The sequence below is a fragment of the Synechococcus sp. H70.1 genome (genome assembly GCF_047502705.1).
Lineage (GTDB): Bacteria > Cyanobacteriota > Cyanobacteriia > Thermostichales > Thermostichaceae > Thermostichus.
This window is the reverse complement of record NZ_JANSIV010000119.1, coordinates 29147-46803: the sequence shown is the minus strand read 5'-3', so window position 1 is coordinate 46803 and position 17657 is coordinate 29147. Positions and strand designations below refer to the sequence as shown.

18 protein-coding genes, 1 tRNA gene and 1 other annotated feature are annotated in these 17657 nt (G+C 59.7%); of the genes, 12 read left to right on the top strand and 7 right to left on the bottom strand.

The window, feature by feature from the left end; translation table 11 throughout:
* Positions 1-7 precede the first annotated feature (7 nt).
* The 7 genes from rplK to NW827_RS08785 all read left to right on the top strand — a co-directional run bounded on the left by rplK (position 8) and on the right by NW827_RS08785 (position 5205).
* Positions 8-433: a 50S ribosomal protein L11 gene (gene rplK / locus NW827_RS08815; RefSeq protein ID WP_414360201.1), complete on the top strand. Its 426-nt coding sequence runs from the start codon at positions 8-10 to the stop codon at positions 431-433.
* A 74-nt stretch (positions 434-507) separates the two neighbouring features.
* Positions 508-1218 carry a 50S ribosomal protein L1 gene (gene rplA, locus NW827_RS08810; protein ID WP_414360199.1) on the top strand — a complete coding sequence of 237 codons (711 nt, stop codon included), beginning with the start codon at positions 508-510 and terminating at the stop codon, positions 1216-1218.
* Positions 1219-1268: 50 nt separating this feature from the next.
* Positions 1269-1421, top strand: a sequence feature (ribosomal protein L10 leader region).
* A gap of 60 nt (positions 1422-1481) precedes the next feature.
* Complete coding sequence (rplJ, locus tag NW827_RS08805; protein WP_414403887.1) at positions 1482-2045, top strand: 50S ribosomal protein L10; 564 nt, start codon at positions 1482-1484, stop codon at positions 2043-2045.
* 69 nt (positions 2046-2114) lie between these two features.
* Positions 2115-2528 carry a 50S ribosomal protein L7/L12 gene (rplL, locus tag NW827_RS08800; protein WP_414403886.1) on the top strand — a complete coding sequence of 138 codons (414 nt, stop codon included), beginning with the start codon at positions 2115-2117 and terminating at the stop codon, positions 2526-2528.
* 258 nt (positions 2529-2786) lie between these two features.
* A complete protein-coding gene (gene yidC / locus NW827_RS08795) occupies positions 2787-3947 on the top strand; it encodes a membrane protein insertase YidC (RefSeq protein ID WP_414360192.1) in 1161 nt (386 codons plus the stop codon).
* A 77-nt stretch (positions 3948-4024) separates the two neighbouring features.
* Complete coding sequence (locus NW827_RS08790) at positions 4025-4660, top strand: protein jag (RefSeq protein ID WP_414403885.1); 636 nt, start codon at positions 4025-4027, stop codon at positions 4658-4660.
* A gap of 50 nt (positions 4661-4710) precedes the next feature.
* Entirely contained in the window at positions 4711-5205 is a 495-nt protein-coding gene (locus NW827_RS08785; RefSeq protein ID WP_414360187.1) for a YceD family protein, read from the top strand.
* Positions 5206-5238: 33 nt separating this feature from the next.
* On the opposite strand, the gene NW827_RS08780 is transcribed toward NW827_RS08785, so the two are convergent.
* Positions 5239-6018, bottom strand: coding sequence for a photosystem II S4 domain protein (locus NW827_RS08780; protein ID WP_414403884.1), 780 nt, complete (start codon positions 6016-6018; stop codon positions 5239-5241).
* A 68-nt stretch (positions 6019-6086) separates the two neighbouring features.
* On the opposite strand from NW827_RS08780, the gene NW827_RS08775 reads away from it, so the two are divergent.
* Positions 6087-6159, top strand: a tRNA-His gene (locus tag NW827_RS08775).
* A gap of 8 nt (positions 6160-6167) precedes the next feature.
* On the opposite strand, the gene NW827_RS08770 is transcribed toward NW827_RS08775, so the two are convergent.
* The 5 genes from NW827_RS08770 to NW827_RS08750 form a co-directional block, all read right to left on the bottom strand.
* Positions 6168-8213 (bottom strand): hydantoinase/oxoprolinase family protein, encoded by a 2046-nt coding sequence (locus tag NW827_RS08770; RefSeq protein ID WP_414403883.1) that lies wholly within the window; start codon positions 8211-8213, stop codon positions 6168-6170.
* 56 nt (positions 8214-8269) lie between these two features.
* Positions 8270-9595 carry a hypothetical protein gene (locus tag NW827_RS08765; RefSeq protein ID WP_414503576.1) on the bottom strand — a complete coding sequence of 442 codons (1326 nt, stop codon included), beginning with the start codon at positions 9593-9595 and terminating at the stop codon, positions 8270-8272.
* 127 nt (positions 9596-9722) lie between these two features.
* A complete protein-coding gene (locus NW827_RS08760; RefSeq protein WP_414403881.1) occupies positions 9723-10244 on the bottom strand; it encodes a hypothetical protein in 522 nt (173 codons plus the stop codon).
* Between the two features lie 12 nt (positions 10245-10256).
* Positions 10257-10877: a phycobiliprotein lyase gene (locus NW827_RS08755; RefSeq protein WP_414403880.1), complete on the bottom strand. Its 621-nt coding sequence runs from the start codon at positions 10875-10877 to the stop codon at positions 10257-10259.
* Between the two features lie 41 nt (positions 10878-10918).
* On the bottom strand, positions 10919-12220 hold the full coding sequence (locus tag NW827_RS08750; protein ID WP_414403879.1) for a S41 family peptidase: 1302 nt from the start codon (positions 12218-12220) through the stop codon (positions 10919-10921).
* 195 nt (positions 12221-12415) lie between these two features.
* Between NW827_RS08750 and petB the strand changes: the two genes are divergently transcribed.
* The 3 genes from petB (at position 12416) to leuB (ending at position 14911) form a co-directional block, all read left to right on the top strand.
* Complete coding sequence (petB, locus tag NW827_RS08745) at positions 12416-13063, top strand: cytochrome b6 (RefSeq protein WP_011430625.1); 648 nt, start codon at positions 12416-12418, stop codon at positions 13061-13063.
* 65 nt (positions 13064-13128) lie between these two features.
* A complete protein-coding gene (gene petD, locus NW827_RS08740; protein WP_414360175.1) occupies positions 13129-13641 on the top strand; it encodes a cytochrome b6-f complex subunit IV in 513 nt (170 codons plus the stop codon).
* Between the two features lie 124 nt (positions 13642-13765).
* A complete protein-coding gene (gene leuB / locus NW827_RS08735; protein ID WP_414403878.1) occupies positions 13766-14911 on the top strand; it encodes a 3-isopropylmalate dehydrogenase in 1146 nt (381 codons plus the stop codon).
* A 105-nt stretch (positions 14912-15016) separates the two neighbouring features.
* Here leuB and ntcA read toward each other — a convergent pair whose 3' ends face one another.
* Positions 15017-15688, bottom strand: a complete 672-nt coding sequence (ntcA, locus tag NW827_RS08730) for a global nitrogen regulator NtcA (protein WP_414360797.1) — start codon at positions 15686-15688, stop codon at positions 15017-15019.
* A gap of 148 nt (positions 15689-15836) precedes the next feature.
* Here ntcA and NW827_RS08725 point away from each other — a divergent pair, with 148 nt between their 5' ends.
* Positions 15837-17618 (top strand): M61 family metallopeptidase, encoded by a 1782-nt coding sequence (locus NW827_RS08725; RefSeq protein WP_414403877.1) that lies wholly within the window; start codon positions 15837-15839, stop codon positions 17616-17618.
* Positions 17619-17657 lie beyond the last annotated feature (39 nt).

Genomic DNA, 17657 nt, shown 5'->3' with positions numbered 1-17657 from the left:
GCGTTGCATGGCTAAGAAACTGGTGGCAGTGGTCAAGCTGGCCATCCAAGCGGGCAAAGCCACCCCCGCTCCTCCTATTGGCCCCGCCTTGGGTCAGCACGGGGTCAACATCATGGCCTTCTGCAAGGAATATAATGCCAGAACGGCAGATCAGGCTGGCATGGTGGTGCCAGTTGAGGTCTCCATTTACGACGATCGCAGCTTCACCTTCGTCCTCAAGACGCCGCCAGCCTCGGTCCTGATTAAGAAAGCCCTTGGCATTGAGTCAGGCTCTAGTGAGCCCCACAAAGTCAAGGTGGGCTCCTTAACTCGCGCGCAACTGCGCCAGATTGCTGAGCAGAAGCTGCCGGATTTGAATACCAACGATGTAGAGGCAGCAATGAGAATCATTGCCGGCACTGCCCGCAGCATGGGAGTGACGATAGTTGACTAGGGCTCTGCTGACCTAGTGGAGGTGTTTGTTGTTCTGGGGGAGAGAAGTTCTCGCCAGTACCCCAAGGAGGAACTATGGCTCGAAAACTATCCAAGCGCATGCAGGCTTTGCGGGAGAAGGTCAAGCCCATCCCCTATCCTCCTGCAGAAGCCATTGCCCTCATGAAGGAAACAGCCACTGCTAAATTTGACGAGGCGGCTGAGGTTCACATTCGCCTGGGGATCGATCCCAAATATGCCGACCAGCAGCTGCGCTCCACTGTAGTTTTGCCGCGCGGCACCGGGCAGGAAATTCGAGTGGCGGTGATTGCCCGCGGCGAAAAGGTGGTGGAAGCCCAGAATGCCGGGGCCGATCGAGTGGGGTTTGAAGACCTCATCGAGGAGATCAGCAAAGGCGTGATTGATTTTGACCTGCTGATTGCCACTCCCGATGTCATGCCCCAGGTGGCTAAGCTGGGGCGCCTGTTGGGGCCACGCGGCCTGATGCCCTCTCCTAAGGGGGGCACGGTTACCATGGATCTGGCCCAGGCAATTAAGGAGTTCAAAGCTGGCAAACTAGAGTACCGGGCTGACAAATCTGGCATTGTCCATTTAATCTTCGGCAAGTGTCAGTTTCCCGTCGAAGCCCTGCTGGAAAACCTGAAAGCGGTGCAGGAGTCTATTGACCGCAATCGTCCCCCGGGGGCAAAGGGCAAGTATTGGCGAACGATGCATATTTGTGCTACGATGGGTCCCTCCATCGAGGTTGATATCAATGCCCTGCGGGAGCTAAAGTTGGCTGCCTAGTTTCTCAGGGCAAATTCCAGCCAAGGAAGGGATCCCAGCAAAAATCCTTTCCACAGTTGAACAGAGAGCCGAAGACAGCAGGTGCCAAGTGGCTTAATCTCCTGCCGAGGCTGGGGTAGAGTGGGGAAGGATCCCAAGGGGGTAACTTTCGTACTTGCCCGAGTGCGTCTCGGCTAGAGCTGAGGCGCATTCTATTTGGCCTTTTGCAGCGGCAACCGCTGTTCGGTTCTCACCCAATGACGGACAATCGAGGAGGTGAGCGCGTGGGCAAGCAACCCCTAGCGAAAAAAATAGAGGTGGTCGATGAGGTTCGATCCCTGCTGCAAGCCAGCCAAATGGTGCTGGTCATTGACTACAAAGGCCTGACCGTGGCTGAGATGAACCAACTGCGGGCGGAGCTCCGCAAAGCGGATGCGGTCTGCATGGTGGTTAAAAATACCCTGATGCGGCGGGCGGTTGCTGACCTCAAGGCTTGGGCAGGGATCCTGCCTTTCTTGTCGGGGCCAACGGCCTTTATCATGATCCGAGGCAATATTGCGGCAGCCCTGAAGGCGTATCAAGACTTTGCCAAGCAAACCAAGAAGACTGAGTTTCGCGGTGCTGCAGCGGAGGGGCTGTCTCTGACCTTGGATCAGGCCAAGGCTATTGCCGAGCTGCCGCCCAAGGAGGTGCTCATGGCCCAGGTGGCGGGCAGCCTCAAGTTGGTAGCTACCCGGCTGGCGATTGGGCTCAATGCCGTGCCCACCCAGGTGGCCCGCGGTATCCAGGAGATCCCGGCCTCGCTGGCACGGGCTGTGCGGGCCATTGCCGACAAGGAGGCAGCCTAAAGGCAGCTGCCTCCTTAGGTCGATGGTCCAATTTCACCCTATCCACTTGTGAACCAAGGAGATAAAACTATGGCTTCAGAGCGTGTTCAAAGCATCCTAGAAGAGCTGAAGGCCTTGACTTTGCTGGAAGCTGCTGAGCTGGTGAAAGCCATTGAAGAAACCTTTGGCGTCAGTGCAGCTGCGCCGGTAGGTGGCATGGTCATGGCTGCTCCTGTGGCAGCACCAGCGGCAGCGGCACCTGCAGCCCCGGCTGAGCCGGTAGAGGAGCAAACGGCTTTTGATGTCATTCTCGAGGCTGTCCCTGCCGACAAGAAGATTGCCGTCCTCAAGGTGGTGCGGGAGTTGACTGGCTTGGGCCTGAAAGATGCCAAGGATCTCGTAGAAGCTGCCCCCAAGGCAGTTAAGGAAGGGGTCTCCAAAGAGGAGGCCAACGAGATCAAGAAGAAGCTAGAGGAAGCTGGCGCTACGGTCAAGGTCAAGTAGGCCGAGCTGGGGAAGAGGGGTTTTTCCCTACTCTCTTTTGGGACCAGGGCTCTGCCCGGCTGCAAGTTGTAGGGGAGGGGCGCTTTGCCCCTCTCTTTTGGTGGTTTAGAGGCGGGGGGACCTTTGCGCCGCCTCTGCCAGCACCGCGGAGCAAGGGGCTGTAGCCTCGGCCAGCTCTCAGGGCCAGAGGAGGAAAAGGCCCTCGTCAGGGGGCCGGAAACCATTACAATGGGTTACGGACGCTTGCCACCACCCCCCATGGATTTCGGAGTCGGCTTTCTCTCCAACAATGTCATGCTGCCGATCCTGGATTTTTTCTACGGGATCGTGCCTAGCTACGGCCTGGCCATCATCTTTCTGACGTTGGTGATCCGCTTTGCCCTCTACCCCCTCAATGCCGGGTCCATCCGCAACATGCGCCGCATGAAAGTGATTAGCCCGGTGATGCAGCGGCGGATGCGAGAGCTGCAGGAGAAGTACCGCGACGACCCGCAAAAGCTGCGGGAGGCCCAGGCCAAACTCTACAGCGAACTAGGGGTCAACCCGCTTGGGGGGTGCCTGCCGCTCTTGATTCAAATGCCAGTGCTATTTGCTCTCTTTGCCACGCTGCGGGGATCGCCGTTTGCAGCGGTAACCTATGACGTCAACCTGCAGATCTTGCCGGCGGAGGTGGCAGCTGAGGTGGTGCCCACCCCCTACGTCAGCCCCAGCAAGAACATCTTCGTTGCCGACTCAGTCCACAAGCCAGTGGTGCTGGTGGTACCTAAGGGTACCAAGATTGCGGTGGGGGAGCAGGTGCAGTGGAGGTTGCAGGGGCCGGGGGGCAAGCCCTTCGAGCAGCTGGTTACAGAAGCAGGGGGAGACCCCAAGCTGTTGCAGCCAACTTGGAAGGTGGTTAAGGGGGAGGAGCGGGTCCAGCTCCAGCCGGATGGCAGCCTGCTGGCGCTGCAGCCAGGGGAGGTAACGCTGCAGATCTCAATTCCTGGCTTGGCCTCAGATACTGGCTTTTTGTTTATCGATAAACTAGGCCGCGTTGGCGCCTTTGACCCAGATGGGACCATCCACTGGGATATCATTGCCATGATTGTCCTCTTTGGCCTTTCCATCTACCTAAACCAGGCCCTGACCAGTACCGGCCAGGAGGATCCCAGCCAGAGCTCGATGGCCCGTATTACCCCGGTGCTCTTTTCGGCGATGTTTCTGTTTTTCCCATTGCCGGCGGGAGTTTTGCTTTATATCCTCATTTCCAGCCTTTTCCAGACACTGCAAACTTTCTTGCTCTCGCGAGAGCCTTTGCCAGAGAGCTTGCAGCAGTTGGTGGAAGAGGAACGTCGCCGTACTGCCCAGGTCAGTGCTGACCGAGTAGCAAAACCCAAAGCAGCTGGGGGAGGTCGCGAATCTTTGCCCTTTGAGCCCTAAGCAATCCTCTGGCTGCTCAGGGGGTGGGCTTACAGTTGACTGGTTGATAGTCTCTCAGCAAGTGGAAGCTGTTCAGGATGAGCCACCCTGAGTCTTCTACAGGTTCCCCCAAAGGAGCCGCTGCCGCTAGGAAGTCCCACCAGCAGTCTGAGGGAACCGCTGCCCCTTCCCCGATTAAGCTTTCTCCCGCTGAGCAGCGAGAACGGGCTAGAGAGTGGTTGCAGCAGGTACTGGCGGCAATGGGAATACCAGCAGTGGTGCGGGTGGTGGGGGAGGTCATTGAAATTGAGGCCAGTTCTCTCACGCCTGCCCAAAAACAAGTTCTGCTTTCCAAGGTGCTCCCAGGGCCCCTCCCTAAGGAGACTAAAGTTGACGAAGAGCGGACTCCAGTCGTTCTAGATGCTTTGCAATATCTAGCCAACACAATTCTCAACCTCAACCAGCCAGAAGACCAGCAACAACCCTATATCCTGGATTTAGACGGCTATCGGGAGCGCCGTTTGCAGGAGTTGAAGGCTTTGGTTGCGGCAGCTGTGGAGAAGGTAAGAGGGAGCGGACGGGAGTATGAGTTTCCTGAGCATCTTTCGGCTGCCGACCGGCGGCAAATCCACACGCTCCTCAAGGACCCTGCCTATGCCGACCTGGAAACTTTCAGCCGCGGAAAAGAGCCGGATCGCCGCTTGGTAATCCGGCGGGCCTCGCGCCGAGGGTAGGCTGTGGAGCTCGGGGCAGCTAAGAGATCCCACTCGAGGGGAACAATGCCATGCTAAAGCCAATTCGTCTATCCGATCTGCGACAACTGCCTGGCCAAACTCAGGAGGTACGGTTTAGGCAGTTTTTTGCTGGCTTTGAGAGCCTGACACCGGTGGAGGGATCCCTGCAGGTCAGCCACCGAGGGCACTTTGTTGAGGTCAGTGCCCAGGCCCGCACCATCGTGACGCTAACTTGTCACCGCTGCCTGCAACAGTTTAACCACCGGCTGGAGTTGGACGTTGAGGAGATCATTCTCATTCGTGAGCCCAGCCCTGGCCCTCCACCCCTGGAGCTGGAACTGCGGGATGAGGAGGATCTGCTGGAAAGCTTGCCTCCTGACGGCGAGCTGGATGTGGAAGACTGGATGTACCAATACCTGCATTTGGAGATGCCCAGCCAGTTGCCCTGCCGCCCTGACTGCCCAGGCATTGTGGTGGAACCGGCTGCGCCGGCAGGGGATCCCCGCTGGGCGCCGCTGGCAGCTCTTCTCAAAGAGATCTCCTAGTCCTAGACCTTTTGCTGGCCTGAGGCCAGAGCCCTAGAAATACCGCTTCATTTGGATGCGAAAGCGGCCTTTTTTTGTCTCGGCTACCTCTTCAATTTGCAGCCGACCACGGCCGCGGATGGCAATCCAATCCTGGGGCCTAAGGAGGTAACTGGCTTGGGTAACCGGCTTCCAGTTGACCCGCACTTCTCCTTGTTGGATCTCTTCCACCATTTTGCTGCGGGAGATGCCGAATCCCGCCGAGGCCACTGCGTCCAGGCGCAAAGAGGCTTCCACAGTGGTAATGGACTTGACCCGTGGCGGTTGGACCTTTAGGTGACTAAGAGGGATGGGGCTGACCTTGACGGGCACGCTGCGCACTTGGGTCAGGTTGAGGCTGAGATAGTCCACCAGTTCGGGTACCACGATAGCCTGCGCGCCTGACTCCCCAATTACGAGGATGTCTCCCACCTTCTCGCGGGCAATTCCCGTTGCCAAAAGGGCTCCTAAAAAGTCGCGGTGAGTGGCGGGGTCGAAAAGAAAGTTCCCCTCAATTTCAATAGCGGCCAGGGGGATCCCTTCCGCCTCCACACCAACCTCGGGGCGAGCCAGGGCCAGGCGCTGGCGTTCTGCCTGGGCATAGCCCCCCCAGGCCACCACCTGCAGTTCAGCCAAGTTATGCAAGCGGCTTTGCACCTCGGCTACCTCTGGGGGGGAGAGAAAATCGCTCCAGACCACTTGCCAGGTTTTGAGGGCTTGCTCCCCCAGATCCAGGATGCGCGCCAAGGTTTCTCGGTACTCGGCACCTTTGAGGAGATCGGCTCTGGGCAGCATGGGAGAGCACTTCCAGCTCTAGGGTTTTGTTCCCTTTCTCCCATGCTAAGCTAGATGTCTAGAGCTTGGCGGGCGTAGCCAAGTGGTTAAGGCAGAGGATTGTGGTTCCTCCACTCGTGGGTTCGAATCCCATCGTCCGCCCTACTCCTCTAGTTGCAGCTTAAAACCAGGGTGCCCACGGCGTCGATGCTGCCCGTCCAACCCGGCTCGATTACGGCGGTGGCCTCTGGCATCTCGACAATGGCTGGTCCGCGCAGCTGAAACCCCACGTCCATGCACCGCCGATCGTAAACCGGTACTGGGCGCAGCCGACCGGCAAACCAGGCCTTGCGCTCTCCTTTGAAGGGATCCCCTGGCAGGGGGGGCGGCGCCTTTAAAGGCACAGGGGGCAAAGCTTGAACCGCCCGCAGACGCAGGTGGATCACCTCCACCTCTTGGTCGGGATCCTGCCAGCCGTAGCGCCGCTGGTGGGCCTGGTGAAACCGCTGCTCTAGGAGGGCAACCGGATCCGCCAACTGGGCCGGGATCTCCAGCTCAAAGGACTGGCCGCGGTAGCGCAGGTCCAAGCTAAAGTACAGCTCCGGCTCCTGCAGGTCGGCTTTCGCCTGGCGGATGAGGGGGGCTGCCCATTGGGCCAAAAGGGATCCCTCGGCAGCCGACTCCAGTTGCCGCAGCGGCTGCAGGAGGGCCCGCCGGTAATCCCGCTGTAGGTTGGCCACAGCCATACCTAGCGCGGAGAGGACACCGGCAAAGGCCGGGATCAAGATGCAGCGGATCCCCAGCTCCTCTGCCAAGGCACAGGCATGCATGGGCCCGGCTCCGCCAAAGGCCAGCAGGGCAAAATCGGCGGGATCCAAGCCCCGCTCCACGCTGATGACCCGCAAAGCCTGCGCCATGGCCCCATTGGCCAGGGTGCGAATGCCAACAGCCGTCTCCTCCAAACTCAAACCCAAGGGCTCCGCCAGCGTCGCAATAGCCTGGCCAGCCAGATCCCGTCGCAGGCAAACAGAGTCCCCCAGCCAGCCCCCATCCGGCAGGTAGCCCAGCCAAAGGTTGGCGTCGGTTACTGTGGGAGCCGTTCCTCCCCGCCCGTAGCAGGCCGGCCCAGGGTTGGAGCCGGCACTTTCCGGCCCCACCTGCAGCCCCCCGCCGGGTAGCAGGTAGGCCAGGGATCCGCCCCCGGCACTGACCGTGTGGATGTCAATCTGGGGCTGCTGCACCGGCAGGCCGCACACTACCGCTGACGAGGTAACCTGAGGGAGGCCGTCTTGAATGAGGGCCACATCGGTGCTGGTTCCTCCCATGTCCAGGCTGAGCAGATGGGAATAGCCGCTCAGACGGCCCACATAGGCCGCCCCGTAAACGCCGCCCGCCGGCCCCGAAAGCAGTGCCACCGAGGCGTGGGCTGCTGCCTGAGCAAGGGAGGTGACGCCGCCGGAAGATTGCATGATTAGGGGGGCGGGGATCCCTCTCTCCCGACAACCCTGGGCCAAGCGGTGCAGGTAGCCCGCCAGGGCCGGGCTGAGGTAGGCATCAATGGCTGTGGTGCTAAAGCGCTCGTATTCCCGAAACTCCGGCGCCACCTCGCAGGAGAGGGAAACGTGCAAGCCGGGAAAGGCCTTGCGCAAAGCCGCCCCCAGGCGCTGCTCGTGCTCCGGGTAGAGGAAAGAAAACAAAAACCCTACCCCCACGGCGCGGATCCCCTCCCGCTGCACCCGCTCTCCCACCTCCCGGATGACGCGCTGGATCTCCTCCTCCGTCAGCGGCTCCAACACGCCGCTTACGCTGCAGCGCTCCTTTACCTCTAGGCAGTGGTGGCGGGGCACCACTGGCTCCGGCTTGGGCTGGGTGAGGTCGTAGAGGGAGGGGCGGTTTTGGCGACCAATGGCCAGCACATCCCGGAAACCCGCCGTGGTCAAAAAGAGGGTAGGGGATCCCTTGCGCTCCAGGAGGGCGTTGGTGGCCACCGTCATGCCATGGCAGAACACATCCACCTTGACCGCGCCCAGCTTGTCCAAGGCGGCAAAGACCCCCTCTTCCGGGCTGGGGGTGGAGAGCACCTTGGCCGTCCGGATCTGGCCTTCCTGAAGGAGCACTAAATCGGTGAAGGTTCCCCCCACATCGATCCCCAGACGGACCAAACCCTCCTGCCTCCAATCCTGTTGCTCGGCTTGCTCGCTGCTGGTGTTGGACATTGCTCAATAAGGCTCTCGTGTAGGTCCGCCCCTGCGCTTCTCATTTCAACCCCTCCCTAGAGACGACGCCGGGGCATCTCTTCCGACTCAGTTGCCAGGGGTTGCTCCTGCTGCAAAAGCCGGCGAAAGGCCGGCTCGTCCAGCCGGTAGTCCCGCTGCTCGATCAAATCCCGATCTGTAGAGTAGATGGTGTCCGCCTCCTGCACCACCTCTTGGCGGCGGAAGCGGCGGGCAAAGTCGAGCTTGCGCAGCAGCGCCTCGGAGGGACGCTTCAGCCGCTCTTGCCAGAACCGCCGGCTGCGGTTGCGCCGCTCCACCCCCTGGTTGCGAAATTGCAACGTCAGCCACCGCACCGCAGGCACCGCCAAAAACAGCGTGCCGTAGAGGAAGAGGAATTCAATCAGCGGGTAGATAAACGCCAAAAAGGCATTGCTCCTGGCGGCGGCTGCCACCTCCTCCCGCGCCCCATAGAGAATGGCTGCCAGGAAGAAATTGAGCACCCCTAGGCCAGCAGCCAGGGTCAGTTGCTCAGGGGTGGCGCGGCTAAACACCCAGGGTTTTTCCTGCAACATCCCAGGAAGCTGCTGTTGGGGGCTTTCTGTGGCCGTTACCTGCAGCTCTGGGAAACGATAGACGATATCGCCGTCCTCGCTTACCTCCGGCTGGCCGTCGAACTTGAGCAGAATCGGCAGCATGTAGTCTTCATACTCCAGGGCCGGGGATCCCGGCTCCACATCCAGGTAGGGCAGCACCTGCTCGGCGGCGATCACCCCCCCGTTGGCGCGGATAAGCTGGCCAATCAAGGCATAGCGCTCCTCTTCCAGGTTGGCGTTAGGATCCCCGTCCCCAAACAGGAAGCTGTACACCGCCTCCAAAAAGTTCATCTCGGATTTTTTCCGGTGGGGTTGCGCCCGACCGGAATAGCCCCCGTAGGGACTCCAGAAGGGGTTGCCCACCCAGAGGTCGGGGAAATAGAAGAAGACCCCCCCTCCCCGCGAGCGGCTGCGGTTGTCCTCCTCACGGCTGCTGGCCATCTGCAGAGCCATCAACGCTAGGGTGATGAGGACAATCGACACCACCAACAGGATGCCAAAGGAGATGCGCAGCCCGTAGAGAAAGCCGCCCCAGAGCTTGCGTCGCAGAACCGCCAGCCGATCCTGCTGCTCCTTGCGCTTGAGAATGTCGCGAAAGTCGGGCGGAAAAACGTAGGCAATCTCCCCCTGCCGCAAAACCTGGAGATGACCCCCCGCCTTTTGGGCTAACTGCAGCAACTCCTGTTTGGCCTCCTCTAGGGCCAGGCCAGTGCTGGAGGCAATGTCTCCCAGCGTCACTCGCAGGCCCAACCGCTCCACTGCGTCTATAACCAAAGTCTGTGCCGCCACCGTTAACCTCCGCTTTTGCCTGCTGTAAACTCCCATCCCGCTAGGAGGGATCGCGGGGGATCTGCCCCTGTTTCCAGTATCTCTCCTCGGCTGGGCAGCGACGAGAGGATCCCCTGCCTTGGTGGCCCTAGGGTAGCCAGGCCATCACCGCCAGCAGGGCGAGGAGGATCCCGATCAATCCCCACGTCAGCCGTTGGGTATTCAAAGGGGGAGTAGCCTCGCGGCAGATAGGAGCAGTAACTTTTGGCAAGGAAGCTGGGCGGCGGAGGCGCTCATAGACCAGACGGCGTTCCCCTGGCTTGGCCTCTTCCAGGTGGCTGAGATCTGGGATTTCAAGCAACCACTCTGCTGGTCGCCGCAGACGAGGTGCCTGCCAGATGCCCAACACGTAGCGGGCCTGCTGAGCGACCTCCGGATCCGGGTTGCCCAGCAAGGTTTGCACCAAGCGGATTGCCTCCTGGGTCTCTCCAAGGGCATCCTGGGCTAGGGCCTGCCAGAGCCGCAGCTTGCTTGCTTGCGGGTAGCGGCTCTGGGCCTGTTTCACCTGTTCCAGAGCCTGGCGGTAGTGTCCCCGCTCAAAGCTGGCCTGAATCCGGGCCAAATGCTGGGGCAAGCGCAAGTCTTCAGAAGGGATCAACTCTGGCTCCACCGATCAACTCCCCTAGGTAAGCTTTTGTTCCACCCCGAACCCCACCAGAAGCACCTCCTGCGGCGGCTGACCGTGAGGGGGGCGTTGGTAGGTGAGGATCTGCCGCAGGCGCAGGCGCGGGTTGAGCAGAGTGATGGTATCCACGGCAACGACGCGCGTGTAGGTGGTGGTCATCACCAGTTGCAGGGATTGCGGATCGAAGCGGAAGTCGGCCACCATGGGCCGCTCCTCTTCATAGGCGCGATCGCGCAGATAGTCGCCTTCAAGACCGCGGGCGCTCTCTCGCCGGGGCACAAACAGCATGTTCAGCTCTTGCCCCACCTCCTCTCCCTTTTCAGAGACAGTCTCAAAGGCAAGGTGGAAGCCCAAGAAGCCGTCGACGCCGTGGTTGGGGTAGTTGTTGTCCCTCAGCACCTTCTCCTTAAGCTCAGGGGTGAGGGTGCGAATGGTGAACTCCGTGCGGGAGCGCTCCACCTCCCCGCGATCCAAGTAGTGGTAGGTGCGCTCGGTGTGCCAGGCACCAATGCAGCAGTTAAAGAAGTAGTGAAATTGCTGAAGGGCATTCATGCCAGAGGGATCGACAGCAAGGCTGAGTTGACAGCTAAGCCCGATCCTAAAACGAATCGCAGACAAACAGGCACCCCAATTCAGACCTCCTGCCCCTCTTCCCTACCTCAGGTATTGGCTGCCGCTGGGATCCCCTGGGCCACAGCCAAAGTTGACCCCAACACCTCCAAAGCCCGCTGCAACTGCCCATCCTCAGGGCCGCCCAGGGTTTCTGCCGTCAGGGGAACAGGGCCCTCGGCCACCACCACATCGGGCTGGATCCCTTGGCGGTGGATATCGCGACCGTTGGGGGTGAGGTATTTGGCAGTGGTTACGGCCAGCCCGGAGCCGTCTGCCAGCTCCAGCAGGGATTGGATCAGCCCCTTGCCGAAGGTGCGCGTCCCCACCAGTTGCGCCCGCCCGCTGTCCTGCAGGGCTCCTGCCAAAACTTCGCTGGCACTGGCGCTGCCCTGGTTGACCAAGACCACCAGCGGCGCCTGGGTGAGGATGTCGCCGGTGGCGGGAATGCTCTCTTGAATGCCGTGGCGGTCTGTAACCAACACGATGTCGCCTTTGGGGATCCAGAAGCGGGCAATTTCAATGGCTGCCTGCAGCAACCCCCCTGGGTTGTTGCGCAGATCAAGGAGGTAGCCCCGCACCCCTCGCGCTTCTGCCTTCTGGATGGCCTGGCGCACTTGGGCGGCGGCGTTGCCGTTAAACTGGCTGAGGCGAATGTAAGCCACTAAGCCCTGGGGCAGCTGGAAAAAGGCGGTGCGCACCGGGTTGATGAGAATCGACTGCCGCACCAGCTCCACCTCCCAGATGCGATCCTGCCGCCTTAGCCGCAGGCTAACAGTGGTGCCGCTGGGGCCCCGCATGCGCTCTGCTACCTCGTCTAGGCTCAGCCCTACCACTGGCACCTGATCCACTGCCAGGATCTCATCCTGGGGTTGGATCCCAGCCCGTTCGGCAGGAGTCCCCTCCATCGGGGCAATGACCCGCACTGCTCCCTGCTCGTCGATGGCAATCTGCAAGCCGACACCACTCAGCTCCCCAGCCGTAGAAGTCTGCAGGCTAAGGTAGTGCTCCCGATCCAAAAAGCGGGTGTAGGGATCCCCCAGGGTTGCCAGCATCTCCTCAATGGCCCGGTAGGTTTCCTGGCGATCCTGCAGGGGCCGAGAGAGAAAGCGCTGCCGCACTTGCCACCAGTTTTGTCCATTGAACCCTGGATCCACGTAGGCCCGATCCACATAGGCCCACGCCTGCGCCAACAGTTGCTGCTCCTCCCCCCAACGGCTGGCCTGCACCTGACAGGCGCCAAGGCTCAGGCCTGCCCAGAGCAAGCAACTCAGCACGAGAACGCGCAGGGCCCAGCGGATCCCCCACCCCTTGCGACGGATTTCTCCTTCTCTCGACTGCTGTGCCAGCATTGCCTCCCAAAATGCTAAGAAAAATTAACAAAGCGCAATATTAGAAGCTGCTTTGCCGGCGGAGAGGCGGATCCCTGAGCTGCAGCTGAGCCTGGTTTGAGGAGGGTGTTAACAAACTGTGTTACAGTGCTGGTGGGAGTGGGCTTGTCCCCTCCTGGATATCCAGCTTCAAACTCTTTAAAGATTGCAGGTATCATGAGCAAGGTTTACGACTGGCTAGACGAGCGGCTAGAGATCACGCCTTTCGTCGACGACGCAACCGGGAAATTCATTCCGCCCCACGTTAACATCTTCTACTGCCTTGGCGGCATCACGCTGGTGTGCTTCCTCATTCAGTTTGCCACCGGCTTTGCCATGACGTTTTACTACCGTCCGACGGTGGCTGAGGCTTTTGAATCGGTTAACTACATCATGACCCAGGTCAATTTTGGCTGGCTGCTGCGCTCCATCCACCGCTGGAGTGCTTCCATGATGGTGTTGATGATGATCCTACACACCTTCCGGGTTTACCTAACCGGTGGGTTCAAGAAGCCCCGCGAGCTGACCTGGGTAACCGGTGTAATCTTGGCGGTGCTGACGGTTTCCTTTGGGGTTACGGGTTACTCGCTGCCCTGGGATCAGGTGGGCTATTGGGCGGTCAAAATTGTTTCAGGAGTGCCCAGCGCTATCCCAGTGGTGGGTGATGCCCTGGTCCAGCTTATCCGCGGCGGCGAGGCGGTTGGCCAAGCCACCCTCACCCGCTTCTACAGCCTGCACACCTTTGTCCTGCCTTGGCTGACGGCAGTCTTTATGACCATGCACTTTTTGATGATCCGCCGCCAGGGCATTTCTGGACCCTTGTGATCCTAGCGGGTGCGATCCCCAAGTTTCTCTTCTAACCCTTTTTCCCCCAGACAAGGAGAACGGCTATGCCTGTCTCGAAGCAAGTAATAGCAACTGAGGTCATTACACGCAAAGTTGACCTGGACAACCCCAAAGTTTTGGCCAAGCTGAAGAAGAACATGGGCCACATGACCTACGGTGAGCCCGCTTGGCCCAACGACTTGCTCTTTATGTTCCCGGTGGTCATCCTGGGTACGATTGGGGTGATTGTCGGCCTGGCGGTCATGGATCCGGCGGGGGTGGGCGAGCCGGCGGATCCCTTTGCCACGCCGCTGGAAATTCTGCCGGAGTGGTACCTCTACCCTGTCTTTCACATTTTGCGCGTGGTTCCCAATAAGCTCCTGGGCATTGCTCTGATGTTAGCTATTCCCGTAGGCCTCCTGTTTGTGCCTTTCATTGAAAATGTCAATAAGTTCCAGAATCCACTGCGCCGTCCAGTGGCAACAACGGTGTTTTTGCTTGGCACGTTGGTAACCCTCTACCTAGGCATTGGCGCCACCCTGCCTCTGGACAAGTGGGTTACTCTGGGCTTGTTCTAGAGCTGCGGGTAGGTTGACACTGCACAAGTGCAGCAGGCCAAAGGCTGGGCTGCACTTTTTTTGTGGGTACTGCTGGGCCGAGTGGTGGTAATATCGCTACGCATTCCTTTTACCGCGATCCCGCATGAGTACTCCCCCTCCTGCTCCCCGCATCTACCGGATTACTGCTCTAGCCGGCGATGGCATCGGCCCCGAAATCATGCAGGTGGGGCGGGCGGTTTTGGATGCAGTGGCCGCTCAGATGGGGTTTTCCATCCAGTGGCAGGAGGGCCTCATTGGTGGAGCAGCCTACGAAGCCACTGGGGATCCCTTGCCCCCAGAGACCTTGAAAATGGCCCAGGAGAGCGATGCTGTTTACCTGGCAGCAGTTGGCGACTTCAAGTACGACGCCCTGCCGCGGGAGAAGCGCCCTGAGCAGGCTTTGCTGGGCTTGCGGGCTGGCTTGGGACTGTTTGCCAACTTGCGCCCGGTGAAGATCTTTCCGCCACTGGTGGAGGCCTCTTCCCTCAAGCCGGAGGTGGTGGCCGGGATCGACCTGGTGGTGGTGCGCGAGCTCACCGGTGGCATCTACTTTGGTCAGCCCCGCGGGATCTTCGTCGATGCCCAAGGATCCCGACGCGGCGTAAACACCATGGTCTACACTGAGGCCGAGGTGGACCGCATTGCCCGCATGGCTTTTGAACTGGCCCGCAAGCGGCGGCGCAAGCTCTGCTCGGTGGATAAGGCCAATGTGCTGGAAGTGTCGCAACTGTGGCGGGAGCGGGTCAATGCCGTGGCAGCGGAATACCCTGACGTGGAGCTGTCCCATCTGTATGTTGATAACGCCGCTATGCAGTTGGTGCGCTGGCCGAAGCAGTTTGACGTCATCCTGACAGAGAACCTCTTTGGGGATATCCTCTCCGATGAGGCAGCCATGCTAACTGGCTCCATTGGCATGTTGCCTTCCGCCTCTTTGGGAGTTGCCGGCCCTGGTCTATACGAGCCAGTCCATGGCTCAGCTCCCGATATTGCCGGTCAAGACAAGGCCAACCCTCTTGCCCAGGTGCTCTCTGGGGCAATGCTGCTGCGCTACTCTTTGGATCAGCCCCAAGCTGCCGACCGCATCGAACAGGCCGTTGAGACAGTTTTGGCCCAGGGCTACCGCACCGCCGACATCTACTCGGAGGGGATGACCCTCGTAGGCTGCCGCGAGATGGGAGAAAAGATCCTGGCCGCCTTGGCTCAACAGCAAGCCTCTCCCCAAGAATCGCCCTCAGCCGCCGGCGGTTAAGTAGGGGTTTGCTTGCTGCTGCCCCCCTCTCCTGCAGGGAGGGATCACCCCGCCAACCAGTGGTGCGGCCATTCCCGGAAACGGCCGTGGGGCCAGGTCCTCCTCCTAGGCAAAGCGATAGCTTAGCTGGATTGGGTCGTGGACAGTGATCTTTTTCTTGTGGATGGAAATGTAGTTCTTCTTGCGCAACTCTCCCAAGAGACGGGTAATGGTGACGCGGGTTGAGCCAATGGCTTCGGCAATGGCCTGGTGAGAGAGCTTGAGGTCGATGGTCACGCCATTGGGGCCGGGCACGCCGAAGTCGCGGCAGAGGATCAGCAAAAAGCTAACCAGCCGGGAGGCCATGTCGCGGTGGGCCAGTGTTTCAATCATCATCTCTGTCTGCAGGATGCGAGAAGCCAAGCTCTTGAGCAGCAGCATGGCCAGCTCAGCGTTCTCCCGCACAGACTTTTCCACCTGCTCGATGGGCAGAGAGAGCAGCTCGACGCGAGTGAAGGCTACGGCATGATAGAAGCGGTCGGAGCGCTGCCCGGTAATGAAGGAGAGCACCCCAAAAATGCTGTTTTCCCGCAGGAGGGCGACAGTAATTTCCTCCCCCATTTCGTACACCCGCGACAGCTTAACAGCTCCCTTGACCAAAAAGTAAACCCGCTCCGCCGGATCGCCGGGGAGGAAAATGGTCTTGCCACGTTCAAAGGTTTCGATAACTGGAGGATGGTGAGGCCCTCCTAGCTGTTTAAAGGCTGCAATGAGAGATTTTTCTGCAACGGCCACCACGGGATTCGACAACCTCTCAAGGTCAGTTTATCTCTAGGATCAACTCCTAAACCCAGATCAAGCTGCCTACGATTCGAAGACTACTCTAGACTCTGGATATCTTTGTAGCAATAGCTACATTTCTCTTGTTGCGGTAGGGGAAGATCGTATGGGGATTGCCACCCTCTCTCGCCATAGCCGCCAGCACTTTACAGTACGGATGCCAGAGCCAGCCAACCACCTTTTGGAGGTGGAGCTGCAGATTCGCGAAGTGGAACCGGAGGTGCCTCTGCGGCTGCGGCTGCCAGTGTGGACGCCGGGATCCTACCTAGTGCGGGAGTATGCCCGCCATGTGCAGGAGTTTCAAGCCCTGAGCGAGCAAGGGAGCCCTTTGGCCTGGCGAAAGGTTGATAAAAACACCTGGGAGGTCAATCCAGCGGGGTGTTCGGCGGTCACCATCCGCTATCGGGTCTATGCCTATGAGCTGACGGTGCGCACCAACCATCTGGATCTCACCCATGCCTATTTCAACGGGGCAGCGCTCTTTCTCTACGTGCTCGGCCGCGAGCGGGAACCCTACACCTTGACGGTGATCCCTCCTCAACCCGACTGGCGTGTCGCCACCAGCTTGCAGCCCTTGCCCGCCGCTGAGGATTCCAATGCCGGCTGGTCGTTCCTGGCGGCAGACTACGACGAGCTGGTGGATAGTCCAGTGGAGGTGGGCCTGCACCAGTTGCGGTCGTTTGCGGTGGAAGGGATCCCGCATTACTTCGTGGTCTGGGGAGCAGGCACCCTGGATTTGGAGCAAGCGGTGGCCGATGCTGAGAAAATTGTCCGGGCCACTGCAGCGTTTTTTGGCGGGTTGCCCTACGACCGCTACTGGTTTATTGTGCATTTGTCACCAGGGGGATTTGGCGGCCTAGAGCACAAGTACAGTGCTACCCTCAACTATTCTGGCCTGGAGCTGCATCAGCCCCAGTCCTACCGCCGCTTTTTGGCGCTGCTGGCCCATGAGCTTTTCCATGCTTGGAACGTCAAGCGGCTGCGCCCTCTGGCTTTGGAGAAAATTGACTACAACCAAGAAAACTATGTGGACTGCCTCTGGTTTTGCGAGGGGGCGACCAGCTACTACGAAAACGTGATCTTGCTGCGGGCAGGGATCCTCACCGCCAAAGAGTTTTTACAGATCCTATCTGAGCAAATTGGCCAGCTGCAGCGTACTCCGGGTCGGGCCGTGCAATCGCTGCAGGAGTCCAGTTTCGACGCTTGGATCAAGCTCTACCGTCCCCACGAAAATAGCCTCAACAGCCAGGTTTCCTATTACCTAAAGGGCGCTTTGGTCTGCTGGCTGCTGGATCTGCACATTCGCCACCTTTCGGGGGGCCAGGGATCCCTAGACACAGCCATGCGGGATTTGTGGCAGCGCTTTGGCCGGTTTGAGAAAGGCTACACCCACCAAGACCTGCGGGAGGCCTTTGAGCGGGCAGCCGGCACCGATCTTGGCCACTTTTTCTCTGCCTACGTGGAAGGTACGGAAGAGCTGGACTACAACGCTTACCTCCACCCTTTTGGCCTCACCCTTAAAGCCCACTTCAGCCGCCCCAACCCTAGCCCTTACCTGGGTCTCCACTTCAATGGGGAAGGCAACCGCATCAGCGCCGTCGAGATGGGATCCCCCGCCCAAAAAGCAGGCATCTGGGCTGGCGACGAGCTCGTAGCCCTAGACGGCTTTCGGGTGAGCGCCACCACCTTGCCGGAGCGCCTGGCAGCCTACCAGCCCCACCAGGTGATCTGCCTAAGCGTCTTCCAAGGTGATCAGTTGAAACACTTCTGGATCCCCCTGGATCCACCCCGCCCGGATGTTTACACCCTCGAAGCTTTGCCTGAACTTACCCCTGAACAAGAGTCTCTCCAGCGAGACTGGCTGGGATCCCTTCTGGCTCAAGAGTAAGCAGGAGGTAGCAATGCTTTAAAATCTTCCTAGCTGTTC

What these genes read in the sequence shown, in the direction of transcription:
- rplK (WP_414360201.1), top strand. Translation starts at nt 8, where the DNA reads ATGGCTAAGAAACTGGTGGCAGTGGTCAAGCTGGCCATCCAAGCGGGC.
- rplA (WP_414360199.1), top strand. Translation starts at nt 508, where the DNA reads ATGGCTCGAAAACTATCCAAGCGCATGCAGGCTTTGCGGGAGAAGGTC.
- rplL (WP_414403886.1), top strand. Translation starts at nt 2,115, where the DNA reads ATGGCTTCAGAGCGTGTTCAAAGCATCCTAGAAGAGCTGAAGGCCTTG.
- yidC (WP_414360192.1), top strand. Translation starts at nt 2,787, where the DNA reads ATGGATTTCGGAGTCGGCTTTCTCTCCAACAATGTCATGCTGCCGATC.
- NW827_RS08790 (WP_414403885.1), top strand. Translation starts at nt 4,025, where the DNA reads ATGAGCCACCCTGAGTCTTCTACAGGTTCCCCCAAAGGAGCCGCTGCC.
- NW827_RS08785 (WP_414360187.1), top strand. Translation starts at nt 4,711, where the DNA reads ATGCTAAAGCCAATTCGTCTATCCGATCTGCGACAACTGCCTGGCCAA.
- NW827_RS08780 (WP_414403884.1), bottom strand. Translation starts at nt 6,018, where the DNA reads ATGCTGCCCAGAGCCGATCTCCTCAAAGGTGCCGAGTACCGAGAAACC.
- NW827_RS08770 (WP_414403883.1), bottom strand. Translation starts at nt 8,213, where the DNA reads ATGTCCAACACCAGCAGCGAGCAAGCCGAGCAACAGGATTGGAGGCAG.
- NW827_RS08750 (WP_414403879.1), bottom strand. Translation starts at nt 12,220, where the DNA reads ATGCTGGCACAGCAGTCGAGAGAAGGAGAAATCCGTCGCAAGGGGTGG.
- petB (WP_011430625.1), top strand. Translation starts at nt 12,416, where the DNA reads ATGAGCAAGGTTTACGACTGGCTAGACGAGCGGCTAGAGATCACGCCT.
- petD (WP_414360175.1), top strand. Translation starts at nt 13,129, where the DNA reads ATGCCTGTCTCGAAGCAAGTAATAGCAACTGAGGTCATTACACGCAAA.
- leuB (WP_414403878.1), top strand. Translation starts at nt 13,766, where the DNA reads ATGAGTACTCCCCCTCCTGCTCCCCGCATCTACCGGATTACTGCTCTA.
- NW827_RS08725 (WP_414403877.1), top strand. Translation starts at nt 15,837, where the DNA reads ATGGGGATTGCCACCCTCTCTCGCCATAGCCGCCAGCACTTTACAGTA.